This is a genomic window from Paracoccus limosus (assembly GCF_009711185.1).
GTDB lineage: Bacteria > Pseudomonadota > Alphaproteobacteria > Rhodobacterales > Rhodobacteraceae > Paracoccus > Paracoccus limosus.
The window spans coordinates 162,198-175,590 of the sequence record NZ_WMIF01000001.1; the positions used below are offsets into that span (position 1 = coordinate 162,198).

16 protein-coding genes and 1 riboswitch are annotated in these 13,393 nt (G+C 68.5%); of the genes, 13 read left to right on the forward strand and 3 right to left on the reverse strand.

From position 1 onward, the window contains the following. The first annotated feature begins 42 nt into the window (after window positions 1–42). Genes pqqB through GL279_RS00920 form a run of 5 tightly spaced genes read left to right on the forward strand, consistent with a single transcriptional unit; the run spans window position 43 to window position 3,955 of the window. Window positions 43–933 carry a pyrroloquinoline quinone biosynthesis protein PqqB gene (gene pqqB / locus GL279_RS00900; RefSeq protein ID WP_155062714.1) on the forward strand — a complete coding sequence of 297 codons (891 nt, stop codon included), beginning with the start codon at window positions 43–45 and terminating at the stop codon, window positions 931–933. Continuing rightward, window positions 930–1,715: a pyrroloquinoline-quinone synthase PqqC gene (pqqC, locus tag GL279_RS00905; protein WP_155062715.1), complete on the forward strand. Its 786-nt coding sequence runs from the start codon at window positions 930–932 to the stop codon at window positions 1,713–1,715. Before pqqB ends, pqqC begins: the two co-directional genes overlap by 4 nt. Then, a complete protein-coding gene (gene pqqD, locus GL279_RS00910; protein ID WP_155062716.1) occupies window positions 1,712–2,059 on the forward strand; it encodes a pyrroloquinoline quinone biosynthesis peptide chaperone PqqD in 348 nt (115 codons plus the stop codon). Before pqqC ends, pqqD begins: the two co-directional genes overlap by 4 nt. Then, window positions 2,049–3,182: a pyrroloquinoline quinone biosynthesis protein PqqE gene (pqqE, locus tag GL279_RS00915; protein WP_155062717.1), complete on the forward strand. Its 1,134-nt coding sequence runs from the start codon at window positions 2,049–2,051 to the stop codon at window positions 3,180–3,182. Before pqqD ends, pqqE begins: the two co-directional genes overlap by 11 nt. Then, window positions 3,179–3,955: a quinoprotein dehydrogenase-associated SoxYZ-like carrier gene (locus tag GL279_RS00920; RefSeq protein WP_155062718.1), complete on the forward strand. Its 777-nt coding sequence runs from the start codon at window positions 3,179–3,181 to the stop codon at window positions 3,953–3,955. Before pqqE ends, GL279_RS00920 begins: the two co-directional genes overlap by 4 nt. Here GL279_RS00920 and GL279_RS00925 read toward each other — a convergent pair. Genes GL279_RS00925 through GL279_RS00935 form a run of 3 tightly spaced genes read right to left on the reverse strand, consistent with a single transcriptional unit; the run spans window position 3,952 to window position 6,303 of the window. After that, window positions 3,952–4,554, reverse strand: coding sequence for an ATP-binding cassette domain-containing protein (locus GL279_RS00925; RefSeq protein WP_155062719.1), 603 nt, complete (start codon window positions 4,552–4,554; stop codon window positions 3,952–3,954). The two genes, GL279_RS00920 and GL279_RS00925, sit on opposite strands and share 4 nt — an antisense overlap. Next, on the reverse strand, window positions 4,544–5,260 hold the full coding sequence (locus GL279_RS00930) for an ABC transporter permease (RefSeq protein ID WP_155062881.1): 717 nt from the start codon (window positions 5,258–5,260) through the stop codon (window positions 4,544–4,546). The genes GL279_RS00925 and GL279_RS00930 overlap by 11 nt, the downstream gene beginning before the upstream one ends. Window positions 5,261–5,307: 47 nt before the next feature. Beyond that, window positions 5,308–6,303 carry an ABC transporter substrate-binding protein gene (locus tag GL279_RS00935; protein ID WP_155062720.1) on the reverse strand — a complete coding sequence of 332 codons (996 nt, stop codon included), beginning with the start codon at window positions 6,301–6,303 and terminating at the stop codon, window positions 5,308–5,310. Window positions 6,304–6,493: 190 nt separating this feature from the next. Between GL279_RS00935 and GL279_RS00940 the strand changes: the two genes are divergently transcribed. The 8 genes from GL279_RS00940 to gcvH all read left to right on the forward strand — a co-directional run bounded on the left by GL279_RS00940 (window position 6,494) and on the right by gcvH (window position 13,356). Further along, a complete protein-coding gene (locus tag GL279_RS00940; protein WP_155062721.1) occupies window positions 6,494–7,204 on the forward strand; it encodes a response regulator transcription factor in 711 nt (236 codons plus the stop codon). Then, window positions 7,201–8,391 (forward strand): FIST N-terminal domain-containing protein, encoded by a 1,191-nt coding sequence (locus tag GL279_RS00945; RefSeq protein WP_155062722.1) that lies wholly within the window; start codon window positions 7,201–7,203, stop codon window positions 8,389–8,391. The genes GL279_RS00940 and GL279_RS00945 overlap by 4 nt, the downstream gene beginning before the upstream one ends. 1 nt (window position 8,392) lies before the next feature. Then, window positions 8,393–9,718 carry an ATP-binding response regulator gene (locus tag GL279_RS00950; RefSeq protein ID WP_155062723.1) on the forward strand — a complete coding sequence of 442 codons (1,326 nt, stop codon included), beginning with the start codon at window positions 8,393–8,395 and terminating at the stop codon, window positions 9,716–9,718. A gap of 83 nt (window positions 9,719–9,801) precedes the next feature. Next, window positions 9,802–10,419 (forward strand): hypothetical protein, encoded by a 618-nt coding sequence (locus tag GL279_RS00955; protein ID WP_155062724.1) that lies wholly within the window; start codon window positions 9,802–9,804, stop codon window positions 10,417–10,419. Continuing rightward, entirely contained in the window at window positions 10,416–10,748 is a 333-nt protein-coding gene (locus GL279_RS00960; protein WP_155062725.1) for a hypothetical protein, read from the forward strand. Before GL279_RS00955 ends, GL279_RS00960 begins: the two co-directional genes overlap by 4 nt. A 57-nt stretch (window positions 10,749–10,805) precedes the next feature. Beyond that, a complete protein-coding gene (locus GL279_RS00965) occupies window positions 10,806–11,588 on the forward strand; it encodes an SDR family oxidoreductase (RefSeq protein WP_155062726.1) in 783 nt (260 codons plus the stop codon). Between the two features lie 69 nt (window positions 11,589–11,657). Continuing rightward, a riboswitch (glycine riboswitch) is annotated at window positions 11,658–11,747 on the forward strand. Window positions 11,748–11,876: 129 nt separating this feature from the next. After that, window positions 11,877–12,989 carry a glycine cleavage system aminomethyltransferase GcvT gene (gene gcvT, locus GL279_RS00970; RefSeq protein WP_155062727.1) on the forward strand — a complete coding sequence of 371 codons (1,113 nt, stop codon included), beginning with the start codon at window positions 11,877–11,879 and terminating at the stop codon, window positions 12,987–12,989. Between the two features lie 10 nt (window positions 12,990–12,999). Further along, window positions 13,000–13,356: a glycine cleavage system protein GcvH gene (gene gcvH, locus GL279_RS00975; protein WP_155062728.1), complete on the forward strand. Its 357-nt coding sequence runs from the start codon at window positions 13,000–13,002 to the stop codon at window positions 13,354–13,356. Window positions 13,357–13,393 lie beyond the last annotated feature (37 nt).

Consider the following 13,393-nt stretch of genomic DNA (forward strand, 5'->3'; position numbering starts at 1 on the left):
CCGGCCGGCGCTGAGGTGCTGGCCGGTTTGCAGCAGCGCAAGATGCGTATCGTCATTCTGGGCACTGGTGCAGGCGGAGGACTGCCGCAATGGAATTGCGGATGTCCGAACTGCGGGCGCGCGCGCGACGGGCTGATCCCGGCGATGAGCCAGAGCGGGATCGCAGTGTCCGCCAATGGCCGCGACTGGGCGCTGATCAACGCCTCGCCCGATCTGCGCGGCCAGTTGCAGGCGACGCCGGCGCTGGCGCCGCAGGCGCTGCGCGGCACGCCGATCCGTTCGGTTCTGGTCAGCAATGGCGACATCGACCATGTCGCCGGGCTTCTGACGCTGCGCGAGGGGCAGGGGTTCGACCTGTTCGCCACAAAGGCGATCCATGCCGTGCTGGCGGAAAACCCGATGCTTTCGGCGCTGGACGCGCGGCTGGTGCGCCGGGCCGAGGTGGCGCTGGATCAGCCCTTTGAGCTGGCGCCGGGCCTGACCGCCTGCCTGTTCGCGGTGCCGGGCAAGGTGCCGCTGTATCTGGAGGGCGAGACGGTCGAAACCGGGCTGATCGGTGAGCAGACCGTCGGCGTCGAGCTGACGGCGAACGGTCGCCGCGCCTGTTACGTGCCCGGCTGCGCCGAGGTGCCGGACTGGCTGAAACAGCGGCTTGCGGGCTGTGACGCGCTGCTGTTTGACGGCACACTGTGGACCGATGACGAGATGATCCGCGCCGGGCTGGGCGCCAAGACCGGCCGGAGGATGGGCCATGTGCCGGTCTCGGGCGCCGATGGCAGCATGGCGGCGCTGGCCGGGCTGGCGCTGGGGCAGCGCATTTTCGTGCATTTGAACAATTCGAACCCGCTGGTCGATCCCGGCAGTCCCGAACGCGCGCTGGCGCGGGCCGAGGGCTGGCAGGTCGGGCATGACGGACTGGAGATCACGCCATGACCACCCCGGCCCCCGCGCCCCGCGCCCCGCAATCGCGCGCCGAGTTCCACGAGCGGCTGCGGCGCATCGGCGCCGAGCGCTATCACGATCTGCATCCCTTTCATAAGCGCCTGCATGGCGGCGGCTGCACCCCCGACGAGGTGCGCGCCTGGGTGGTGAACCGCTGGCAATACCAGTCGCGCATCCCGATGAAGGACGCGGCCTTCATGTCACGGCTGGACGATCCGCAACTGCGCCGCATCTGGCGCAGCCGGATCGAGGATCACGATGGCGGCGTCGACGAAGGCGGCGGCATCCGGCGCTGGCTGGCGCTGGCCCGCGCGGTGGGGCTGGACCCCGATTATGTCGCAAGCGGCGTGGGGGTGATGCCGGCGACGCGCTTTGCCGTCGATGCCTATGTCCGCTTCGTGCGCGACATGCCCTTGCTGGATGCGGTGGCCGCCAGTCTGACCGAGATGTTTGCCCCCCGCATCCATGCCGAGCGCATCGAGGGCCTGCTGAAGCACTATGATTTCGCCGATGACGCCAGCCTTGCCTATTTCCGCAACCGCCTGACCGAGGCGCGCAAGGATGTCGAATTCGGCCTGACCTATGTGCTGGACCATGCCGATACGCTGGAGAAACAGGATGCGGCGGCGGCGGCGCTGAGCTTCAAGACCGATGTGCTGTGGGCGCAGCTCGATGCGCTGTGGCACGGCTATGTCGAGGGCAGGATCCCCCCCGGCGCCTGGCAACCCGGTCAGGGGTTGCTGGCCGCTTCGGCAGCAAGCGAGGTCGCATGAGCAGGCCGCGCATCAGCAATGCCGCCGTGCCCTACCTGCCGCGGGGCGTGCGTCTGCATGACGACCGGGTGCGGGGCATCCGTGTGCTGCTGGCGCCCGAACGTGCCATGCAGCTGGACCCGGTGGGCGATGCCATCCTGTCGGAACTGAACGGCAAACGCTCGCTGGCCGAGGTGATTTTGGTGCTTTGCAACCGCTATGCCGCCCCCGCCGAGCAGATCGAAAGCGACGTGCGCGAGTTCATCACCGGGCTGGTCGACCGGCGCATGGTCTTTCTGGCCGAAGAAGGTGGCGCCGGGATCGCGGCGGATGCCGCAAAGGCGGAGGTCGCCCATGCCGGATGATGGTCCCCGCGATATTCTGGGCAATCCGGTGTTGGTCGCGCCGCCGATGGCGATGCTGGCCGAGCTGACGCATCGCTGCCCGCTGGCCTGCCCTTATTGTTCCAACCCGGTCGAACTGGCGCGGGTGCAGACCGAGCTTTCGGCGGCGGAATGGGCCGATATCTTTGCGCAGGCGGCCGCGATGGGCGTCTTGCAGGTGCATCTGTCGGGGGGCGAGCCGGCCTCGCGCCGCGACCTGACCCAGATCGCCACCTCGGCCCGCGACGCCGGGCTTTATGTCAACCTGATCACCTCCGGCATCGGTCTGACCGAGACGCGGCTGCGCGAACTGGACGGGGTCGTCGATCACGTCCAGCTGTCGCTGCAGGGCATCGACGCGGAAATGGCCGACTGGATCAGCGGCTATGGCGGCAGTTTCAGCCGCAAGATGCAGGCGGTGGAATGGATCCGCGCCATCGGCTTTCCGCTGACGCTGAACGCGGTGGTGCATCGCCAGAACCTTGATCGCCTGCCCGAGATGATCGATCTGGCCGAGCGGCTGGGTTGCCGCCGCATCGAGGTGGCGACCGTGCAGTTCCACGGCTGGGCCGATCTGAACCGCCGTCCGCTGATGCCGACGCAGGCGCAGGCCATACGCGCGCGTGAGGTGGTGCTGGCCGCGCGCGAACGTCTGCGCGGGCGCATGGTCATCGACTATGTGCCGGCCGACCACCACGCCGCGCATCCCAAAAGCTGCATGGGCGGCTGGGGCTCGACCGGGCTGAATATCGCGCCGGACGGGGTGGTGTTGCCCTGCCATGCCGCGCAGACCATCCAGTCGCTGCGCTTTGACAATGCGCGCGAACGGCCGCTGGCCGAAATCTGGCGCGACAGCACCGCCTTCAACGCGTTTCGCGGCACCGCATGGCTGCCCGAGCCCTGCCAGTCCTGCGACCGCCGCGAGCTGGATTTCGGCGGCTGCCGCTGTCAGGCCATGGCGGTCGCGGGCGATGCGATGGTCACCGATCCGGTCTGCACCCGCTCACCCCTGAACGCCCGGCTGCGCGCCGAGGCCGAGGCCGATGCCGCCAGCGACGACACCGCGCTGGTCTATCGGCGCATGTCGAGGGAGCTACGATCATGACCCGGTTGGCGCTGATCCTGATGCTGCTTGCGGCGCCGGCGCTGGCGCAGGACGGCGCGGCGGTGGACAATCCGCTGCAACCCTCGGCGCTGTGGGATGACATGCGGCTGGCGGTGATCGGCACCGAGTCCGAGCCGCCGGTCGATCCCGCGATCCTGAACCTTGATGCGCCCAAACGCGCCGACAATCCGGCGCTGGTGCCGGTGCATCTGACCCAGCCGCCGGGCGCGCCGGCGATCACCGGGCTGGTGCTGGTGGTGGATGGCAACCCGGCGCCGGTCGCGGCCGAGTTCACCTTTGGCCCGGCGCTGATGCCTCTGGATTTCGAAGTGCGCGTGCGTGTGGACAGCTATTCCGACCTGCGCGCCATCGCGACGCTGGCCGATGGGCGCAAGGTGATGGCCGGGCGCTATGTGAAAGCCTCGGGCGGCTGCGCGGCGCCTGCCGGCAAAAGTCTGGACGAGGTCCGCGCCGGCATGGGCCAGATGAAGCTGCGCCAGACCGAAGAGGCCGGGCGCCAGATCGGCACGCTGATGATCCGGCATCCGAATTTCTCGGGTCTGCAACGCGATCAGGTGACGCTGATGACGATCCCGGCGGAATTCATCCAGTCGCTGGCGGTGAAGCAGGACGGGGCCGAGCTGTTCACCATGAGCGCCGGGATCTCGATTTCCGAGGATCCGGTGTTCCGCTTTGCCCATGCGCCGGGGCAGGGGCCGATCAGCGTCCATGCCGAGGATACCGAGGGCCGGGTCTGGGACCAGTCCTTCTAGGGGGACTCGTGCGGGGGCGACAGCCGCGCCGGCTGGCCCGCCAGCACTTGCAGCCGGCAGTCCAGCGCCAGCGCCTCGTCCCGGGCATGGGTGACCAGCACCAGCCCGGCGCCGCTGCCCGCCAGCAGCCGGCCGGTCAGCGCCACCATCCGCGCCGCCGTCTCGGGGTCGAGCGAGGCAAAGGGTTCGTCCATCAGCAACAGATCGGGACGCGCGGCAAAGGCGCGGGCCAGCGCCAGCCGCCGTTGCTGGCCCAGCGACAGCTGGCGCGGGAAATGCGCCTCGCGCCCGGCCAGCCCGACCTCGGCCAGCCAGTCGCGGGCGCGGGCGGGATCGCAGCCGGTCGGGATGGTGATATTGGCCAGAGCATCGCGCCATGGCAGCAGCACGGGTTCCTGAAACACCAGCGCCAGCCGTTCGGCCCCCTCGCGTCGGCCCGCGAAATCGCCGTCAAGCCCGGCAAGAATGCGCAGCAGCGTGGACTTGCCGATGCCCGAGGGGCCAAGGATCGCCAGCCGCTCGCCGCGCGTGACCGACAGTGACAGCGGCCCCAGCACCTGCCGGCCGGCATAGGATTTCCCCTCCAGTTCAAGCCGCATCGTGCCGCCAGCGGTTCACCCGCCGCTCCCATGGCCGCAACAGGGCCAGATCCACGGCCAGCATCACCAGCACAAAGGCCAGCGCCCAGGCCAGCACGCCGGCCACGTCGAAATTGGAAAACAGCAGGTGGATCTTGAAGCCGACGCCGTTCGAGCGGCCAAGGAATTCGACCACCAGCACGATTTTCCAGATCAGCGAGATCCCGGCCCGCGCGGCGCCCGCGATCTGCGGCGCAAGCTGCGGCAGCACGACATGGCGCAGCCGCGTCAGGGGCGCCATGCGAAAGGCGCGCGCCATCTCGTCCAGATCGGGGCGCAGGGCGCGGGCGCCTTCGCGGATCATCACCGTGACCACCGGAATCTTGTTCAGCGCCACCGCCAGAACGGCGGCGGTTTCGTTCAGGCCGATCCAGATATAGCACAGCACGATCAGAACCAGCGCCGGCACGTTCAGCAAGATGATCAGCGCCGGGTTCAGCCAGTCGTCGGCGCGGCGCGACCGGCCCATCCACAGCCCCAGCGCCAGCCCCGCCGCCATGGCCAGCGCAAAGCTGAGCCCGACCCGCATCAGCGTCATGCCGGCGTTGAACCACAGCTCGCCGCTGCCGATGAGCTGGCCGATGCGCCCCGCCACCACCAGCGGCGAGGGCAGGGTCTGCGGCTTGCCGACCAGCTCTGCGGCAATGGTCCAGCCGGCCAGCAGCATCAGCACGGACAGCAAGCCGGGCCAGAAGGCCCGTGACGGCGCCTGTCTCAACCGGCCTGCTCCGGCCACCAGAACAGGCCCTTGGGCAGCGTGGTCAGCCCGCCGGTCAGCGCGTCACCGCCAAGTGCCGCCATGGTGGCGAACAGCTTTTGCGCATTGTCGGCATTCACCGGGGCATCGGCCGGCACGCCCGCGCGCCAGCCCGCGCGCAGCGCCTGAAATTCGGCGTCATTGGCCGCGTCCATGTAGCGGCGCAGCGGCTGCCATGCCGCGTCGTCCTGCACCAGCGTGGTCTTGGCGGCGCGCGATGCCTGGGCCAGCCCCCGCGCCAGCGTCGGATTGGCCGCGATCCAGCGGTCGCGCAGCACATAGCCCAAAAGCGGCGTCCGCGCGTCCAGCCCCAGCTCTTGCGCCGCCTGCGCCACCGAGGCGATCTCGCGCATGCCCCGCGCCTGCATCAGCGCCTGCAGGTGCCACAGGTTGATCGCGGCATCGACCTGTCCGGTCTCGGCAGCATTCATGATCAGCGGGGGCGCGCCAAAGACCTGCTCGGTCAGGTCGGCCAGATCCGCGCCTAGCACCTGACGCGACCAGGCGCGCAGGATCAGCCAGCTTTTGTCGATCGGACCGCCGGCAATGCCGATCTTCTTGCCCTTGAGATCGCCGATGCTGCGCACCGGGCTGTCCTTGGGCACGATCAGCCCGCCCACGGCGGTGGAATAGGGCAGAAAGGTGAAATCCTCGCCCCGCGCGCGCTGCTGGGCGACCCATAGCCAGTCCGAGACGATGGTATCGACCTCGCCGCCCTGCATCGCGACCTGAGTCGCCGGCGTTCCGGCCAGGATCAGCGGTTGCAGCGAAAAGCCGCGCGCCTGATCCAGCCCCTTGCCGCGAATGGTCTGAATTTCCCAGTTCACCGTGCCGTTTTCCAGCGTGCCGATGCGCAGCGCCGGCAGGTCGGCGGCCCGTGCTCTCCGGGGCAGGCCCAGACCGGACAGGAAAAGCGCCCCGCCCGCAAGGACGATTCGCCGGTGCAATTCCATGGTATTTTCCCTTTCCTTCGGGGGATTATGCCATTGCCCCACGTGCGGGCCAATCCCTCCGAGGTCTTAGGACGATCCGCTGCATCGCGCCATGAGGCTTGCGCCGTGGTCGCATCCGCCTAAGATGGACGCATGCCACGCCGGATCGGACGCTTTCCGGCGAACCATCCGTTTCTTTGGGAGGAGAACGATGGCCCTAGCCAGTACTGAGATGCAGGACCGTGCGCCGGCTCATCGCCTTTCGGCGGACCGCGTGCGCGAGATCCTGATCGTCGACGACCATCCGCTGATGTGTGACGCATTGGCCCTGACGCTGAAGATCAGCTTCGGGCTGAAGAATGTGCGCACCGCCCGCAGCCTGGCGGCCGCGCAGGAACAGATCAGGGCACAGGGTGCGCCGGATGCGGTGATCCTTGACCTGAACCTGCCCGATGCGCGCGGTGCCGAAGGGCTGGTGACGCTGCGCCGCCAGATCCCGGATGTGCCGATCACCATGATTTCGGCCGATCTGGAAAACGCCATGATCTCGGCGGCGATGGCCGCCGGGGCACAGGGCTATATCAGCAAGTCGCTGGGCCGCGAGGCGCTGGTCGACAGCCTGCGCCGCATGTGGGAGGGCGAGCAGGTCACACCCGACAGCTACCAGCCCGAATGCGCCGGCGAAGAGGATGCCGCCCGTGCCGATCTGGCGCGGCGCTTTGCCAGCCTGACGCCGCAGCAGATGAAGATCCTGCGGCTGATCTGTCAGGGCAAGGCCAACAAGGAGATCAGCTACGAGCTGTCGATCGCCGAAGCCACGGTCAAGACCCACATCACCGCGATCATGTCCAAGATCAACGCCCGCCGTCGCACGCAGGCGGTGCTTCTGGCCAATAGCGTGAGGCTGTTCGAGCCGGCATGACCACGGCCAAGTCCGAGCCATGGCCCGGCGAGGCGCCGCCCGTCGTGGCGCCTCGTGTTTTTGCCGTGCCGCCGGGGCCGGTGATGCTGACCGTGCCGGCTGCGGCGCCTGATCTGGTGCAGCGCATCGCCGAGGTGATGGGCCCCGCCCGTCCGGCGGCGGTGTTGCTGTTTGGCAACCCCGAGGGCGGCGCGCTGGCGCCGGGGCGGGCGCTGCGCGAGGCCCTGGGCGGGCATTGCCATGTCGTCAGCTGCTCATCGGCCGGCGAGATCGGCCCGACCGGCTATGTCAAGGACAGCGTCGTGGCGCTGGGCCTGCCGGCCGAAAGCTTTCGCGTCGGCGTCTGCCTGCTGCGCGATCAGGCGCAGGTGCCGGTGTCGGAATGGATGGCGCGGTTGCGCCGGTTTCATGCCGATTTCCGGCCCGATCTGCGGCGCTCGATCTTTGGCATCCTGCTGGCCGATGCGCTGGCCCAGCACGAGGACGTGCTGGTCGCAACGCTGGATGCGGCCATTCCCGGCCTGCCGGTGGTCGGCGGCTCGACCGCCGAGGGCATCGGCTTTCTGCCGACCTCGCAGGTTGTCGATGGCGTGGCCCATCCCGGTGCGGCGATGTTCCTGCTGATCGAGACCGATCTGGCCGTGGCCGAGGTCTCGTTCGCGCATTTCCGCCCGACCGAGCGGCGCGCCGTCGTTACCGCCGCCGATCCGCAAAGCCGCATCATCTGGGAACTGAACGCCGAACCTGCGGCGCAGGAATATGCCCGGCTGGCCGGGCTGCCGCCGGGGGCGCTGACCACCGCCGAATTCGCCCGCCACCCGTTGTTGCTGCGCACCGGCCGGCGCCACCATGTCCGCGCCATCCGCGCGGTGACGCCCGATGGCGGGCTGCAATTGCTGTCGGGGATCGAGGCCGGGCATATCCTGACCGTCGGCCGGGCGGTGGACATGACGCGCGGCTTTGCCGATGCGCTGGACGCGCTGCCGCGCCCGCCGATGATCGTGCTGGGCTTTGACTGCATCCTGCGGCGGCTGGCGCTGGAACGCGCCGGGATGGCCGGGCAGATGTCCGAACTGCTGTCGCGCTATCGCGTCGCCGGCTTCAACACCTATGGCGAACAGCACAGCGGCATGCATGTGAACCAGACCTTCGTGGGCATGGCCTTGATGCCGCCCGAGGCCGGCTGACATGTTCCTGCGCGATGACGACAGCCCCGAGCGGCGGGTCGAAAAGCTGACGCGGATTTCGGATGTGCTGGTCGCCCGCATCGACCGGCTGGAGGAATCGCGCGGCTCGGCCTGGTCGATGTTTCAGGCCGCCGTGGCGCTGGAACACGAGGTTCAGGTCCGCTCGCGCGAGCTGGAACAGGCGCTGGCCGATCTGAGCGAACGCAACCGCGAACTGGCCGTGGCCCGCGCCCTGGCCGAAGAGGCCAACCGCTCCAAGACCCGCTTTCTGCGCGCCGCCAGCCACGACCTGCTGCAACCGCTGTCGGCGGCCAAGCTGTTTCTGTCCGCGCTCAAGGACACGCAGCTGGATGAATTGCAGGGCGAGCTGGCGAACCGGCTGTCGGGTGCCTTTGAATCGGTCGAGGAACTGATGCATGCGGTGCTGGATATCTCGCGCCTCGACAGCCAGCGCATCGAGTTTCAGCGCAAGCCGGTCGATCTGGGCGAGCTGTTTCGCCGCCTCGCCATCGAATATGCGCCGATGGCCGAGGCCAAGGGGCTGCGGCTGAGTTTCGCGCCGACCTCGGCACGGGTCGAAAGCGATCCGACCTTTCTGCGCCGCATCGCGCAGAACCTCGTCTCGAACGCGATCAAATATACCGACAGCGGCGGCGTGCTGGTCGGCGTGCGCAAGCGCGGCGGTCGGGCCTGGCTGGAGATCATCGACACCGGCATCGGCATCGCCGCCACCGACCGGGCGCGGATCTTTGACGAATTCCAGCGCATTGGCCGCGACGGCGGTGCGCCCGGCATGGGGCTGGGCCTGTCGATCGTGCGTCGCGCCTGCGCCAAGCTGGGCCATCCGATCGCCATGGACAGCGAACCGGGGCGGGGCACGGTGTTCCGCGTCAGCCTGCCGCTGGTCGGGCACGAGGGCGCGGCCTGCCCGGCGCCGGTCGTGCCCTCGGTCGAATATCTGCGCGGGCGTGTGGCGCTGGTGGTGGAAAACGATGATGCGATGCGCCGCGCCTATGAGCTGATCCTGAAGGATCGGCTGGGCATGGTGCCGCGCATCGCCGGCGGCATCGCCGAGGCGCTGGCCCAGATGGGCGACGATGCGCCCGACGTGCTGATCGCCGATTACAATCTGGACAATGGCGACACCGGGTTGCAGGCGATCCGCGATCTGCGCGCACGGGCGGGCCAGCCGGTGCCGGCGATCATCGTCTCGGCCCGGCGCGACCCCGAACTGGGGCGCGCCAGTCTGGAAATGGGCGTGCCGGTGCTGGAAAAGCCGGTGCGGCCCGAGGAATTGCAGGCGGTGCTGCACCGGATGCTGGCCTAATACCAAAGCCGCAGGCGCGGGGGGCGGGGCTTTTGTCCTGACCCGGACAGGGACAATCATTGGCCAATGAGGGGGAGAATTTCATGAAGCATCTGCTTGTCCTGGCCCTGCTGGGGCTGAGCGCGCTGCCGGCGCCGGGTCGGGCCGGCGAGGCGGGCGATCTGGTCTTTGCCGAACGCGCGCCATGGTCGCTGCCGCAGCCGCTGGTCTGGTCGCTGCGCCAGTCCGGCCCCGAGGTCGAGGGCTTCAAGCCGCTGGGCGAGGGCCGCGTCACCCTGTCGGCCATTACCGATCCCACGGACGGCAAGCCGGTGCTGCAACTGGCCGAGGACACCCCCCGCATCAAGCGCAAGATCGGCCCGTTCCCGACCGAGGGCGGCGATCCGGCGCTGACCTTCTTTCTGGAGACGGTCTCGCGTGATATGGCGGCGCTGACCGGTGGCAGCCCGTTCTATATCCGCAACCGGCTCAAGGATGCGCTGTTCCGGGGCGGCGAGGTCCGCGCCGAAAATGGCGGCAAGCTGGCCGTGTTCACCCCGTTCAAGGGCGACAAGAACGCCGAGCGCATGTATGGGTTCGACACGCTGGAGCTGCGCTTTGCCCTGTCCGATGCCCGCCAGCCGATCCGGGCGATGGTGGCCGAAACCGGGCCTCTGGCCGGTGGCCGCCCAGCCTATCACAGCGAAATGGTGTTGAAATGAAGGGGCTGGGCCTGCTGGCGCTGCTGCTTTGGGCCGGCTCGGCCCAGGCGCAGGCGGTGAACGACTATCCGACCAATGCCCGCGCCGATTACGTCTTTGTCTGCATGGCCACCAATGGCCAGACCCGCGACATGCTGGACAAATGTTCCTGCGCCATCGACCAGATCGCCACCGTCCTGCCCTATGACGATTACGTCAAGGCCGAGACGGTGCTGGCCATGCGCCAGATGGGCGGCGAACGTTCGGCGGTGTTTCGCAACATGGGCAGCAATGACATGGTCGCCAATTACCGCCGCGCCGAGGCCGAGGCCGAGATCCTCTGCTTCTGAACTGGACAATCCCCCGCCCGCGCGCTTCCCTGTGGTCAGTCTGAACAGGAGAAGCCGATGGATCTGGGCATCAGAGGCAAGAAGGGGCTGGTTTGCGCCGCCTCGAAAGGGTTGGGCCGGGGCTGTGCCGAGGCGCTGGCCGAGGCGGGTGTCGATCTGGTCATCAATGCCCGCGGCAGCGAGGTGCTGGAGGATACTGCCCGCCAGCTGTCGGGCCGCTATGGCGTGAACGTCACCCCGATCGCCGCTGACATCACCACCAGCTCCGGCCGTGCCGCCGTGCTGGAGGCGCTGGAGGGGCAGGCCGACATTCTGGTCACCAATGCCGGCGGCCCGCCGCCCGGCAACTGGACCGACTGGAACCGCGACGATTTCATCCGCGCCATCGATTCCAACATGCTGTCCGCGATCGCGCTGATGCAGGCTCTGGTGCCGGGCATGATGGAGCGCGGCTGGGGCCGGGTGGTCAACATCACCTCGCAATCGGTCAAGTCGCCGGTCTCGATTCTGGGTCTGTCGAACACCGCCCGCGCCGGGCTGACCGGGTTCGTCGCCGGCATGTCGCGGCAGGTGGCGGGTTCGGGCGTCGTGGTCAACAACCTGCTGCCCGGGATCCATGCGACAGACCGCGCCTATGCGCTGGACAAGGGCGTGGCGCAGGCCGAGGGCATCGAGATCACCGCCGCCCGCCGCAAGCGCGAGGCGACGATCCCGACACACAGCTACGGCCTGCCCGAGGATTTCGGTGCCACCTGCGCCTTTCTGTGCAGCCAGCATGCGCGGTTCATCATTGGCCAGAACATCCTGCTGGACGGCGGGGCGTCGAACAGCACCATGTAGGTTCATGGAACCCATGCGACAAAACCGTGGAAGCCTCTTGTCAGGTTTCCGCGGCGCCGCTACGACTTAAGGTGGAAATCGGGAGACGCTGGCCATGCGCCAGGGCCGAAGGAGCAACCGCCCCGGGAATCTCTCAGGCAAAGGGACCGTTTTCCGCAAATATCTGGAGAGTGGCGGAAATTTTCGCCCGCCGAAGGGATAACGATCTCAGGCGCCCCCGCAGGGGCAGGGACAGAGGGGGCATCTGAAGGGGGACGGAGCAGGTCCGTCCCGAAACAGGGGATGCCCATGGCCGATCTAAGGCGCACGCCGCTATTTTCGCTGCACATGTCCTTGGGGGCACGGATGGTGGCCTTTGCCGGCTGGGAGATGCCGGTGCAATATCCGATGGGCGTGCTGAACGAGCATCTGCACACCCGCGCCCATGCCGGGCTGTTCGACGTGAGCCACATGGGGCAGGTGATCCTGCGCGGGCCGGAGGTGGCGCAGGCGCTGGAGGCGCTGGTGCCGGCCGATGTCGCCGGTCTGGCCGAGGGGCGGCAGCGTTACGGGCTGTTCACCACGCCCGAGGGCGGTGTGCTGGACGATCTGATGTTCGCCAACAAGGGCGATCACCTGTATCTGGTGGTCAACGCCGCCTGCGCTGAGGCCGATATTGCGCATCTGCGCGGCTTGCAGGCGCGCGGGATCGAGGTCGAGGTGGTCACCGACCGCGCGCTGCTGGCGCTACAGGGCCCCGAGGCCGAGGCGGTGCTGGCACGGCTGGTGCCGGGTGTCGTGGCGATGAAATTCATGGATGTGGCCGAGTTTGACTGGGCGGGCGTGACGCTGTGGGTCAGCCGCTCGGGCTATACCGGCGAGGACGGTTTCGAGATTTCGGTGCCAAAGGCGCAGGCCGAGGCGCTGGCCCGCGCGCTGCTGGATCAGCCCGAGGTGGCGCCCATCGGGCTGGGCGCGCGCGACAGCCTGCGGCTTGAGGCCGGGATGCCGCTTTACGGTCATGACATGGATGCGGCGACCACGCCGGGGGCGGCGGGTCTGGGCTGGTCGATCCCCAAGGTCCGGCGTCTGGGCGGCGCACGCGCCGGCGGGTTTCCGGGCGCGGAAACCGTGCTGGCCGAGCTGGTCGCCGGTCCGGCGCGGGTCCGGCAGGGGCTGCGTCCCGAGGGCCGCGCCCCGATCCGCGAGGGCGTGGCGATATTCGATGCGCCCGAGGGCGGCGTGCAGATCGGCACCGTCTGTTCGGGCGGCTTTGGCCCCTCGGTCGGCGCGCCCGTCGCCATGGCGATCCTGCCGGCGCATCAGGCGCCCGGCGATACGGTCTGGGCCGAGCTGCGCGGCAAGCGCCTGCCGGCCCGCGTGAGTCCGCTTCCTTTCCACCAACCCGGCTACAGGCGCTGAGAGGCCAGAGATGCTGAAATATACCGAAGACCATGAATGGTTGAAACAAGAGGGCGACGAGATCGTCGTCGGCATCACCGCCCATGCCAGCGAGCAATTGGGCGATGTCGTCTTTATCGAATTGCCGGAGGTCGGCCGTGAGGTCGAGGCCGGCGAAGAGATCGTGGTGATCGAATCGGTGAAGGCCGCCTCGGATATCGTGGTGCCGGTGGCGGGGGTGATCACGGCGGTGAACGAGGCGCTGCCCGACAGCCCCGGCGCGGTGAACGATGACCCGGCCGGGGCATGGTTCTTTCGCATCAGGCCGGCGGCAGTTGATCTGTCGGGCTTCATGGATGAGGCGGCCTACAAGGCGCTGATCGGCTGATCGCTGCCGGGCCCTGCGGGTCCGGCGGTTACCGGGG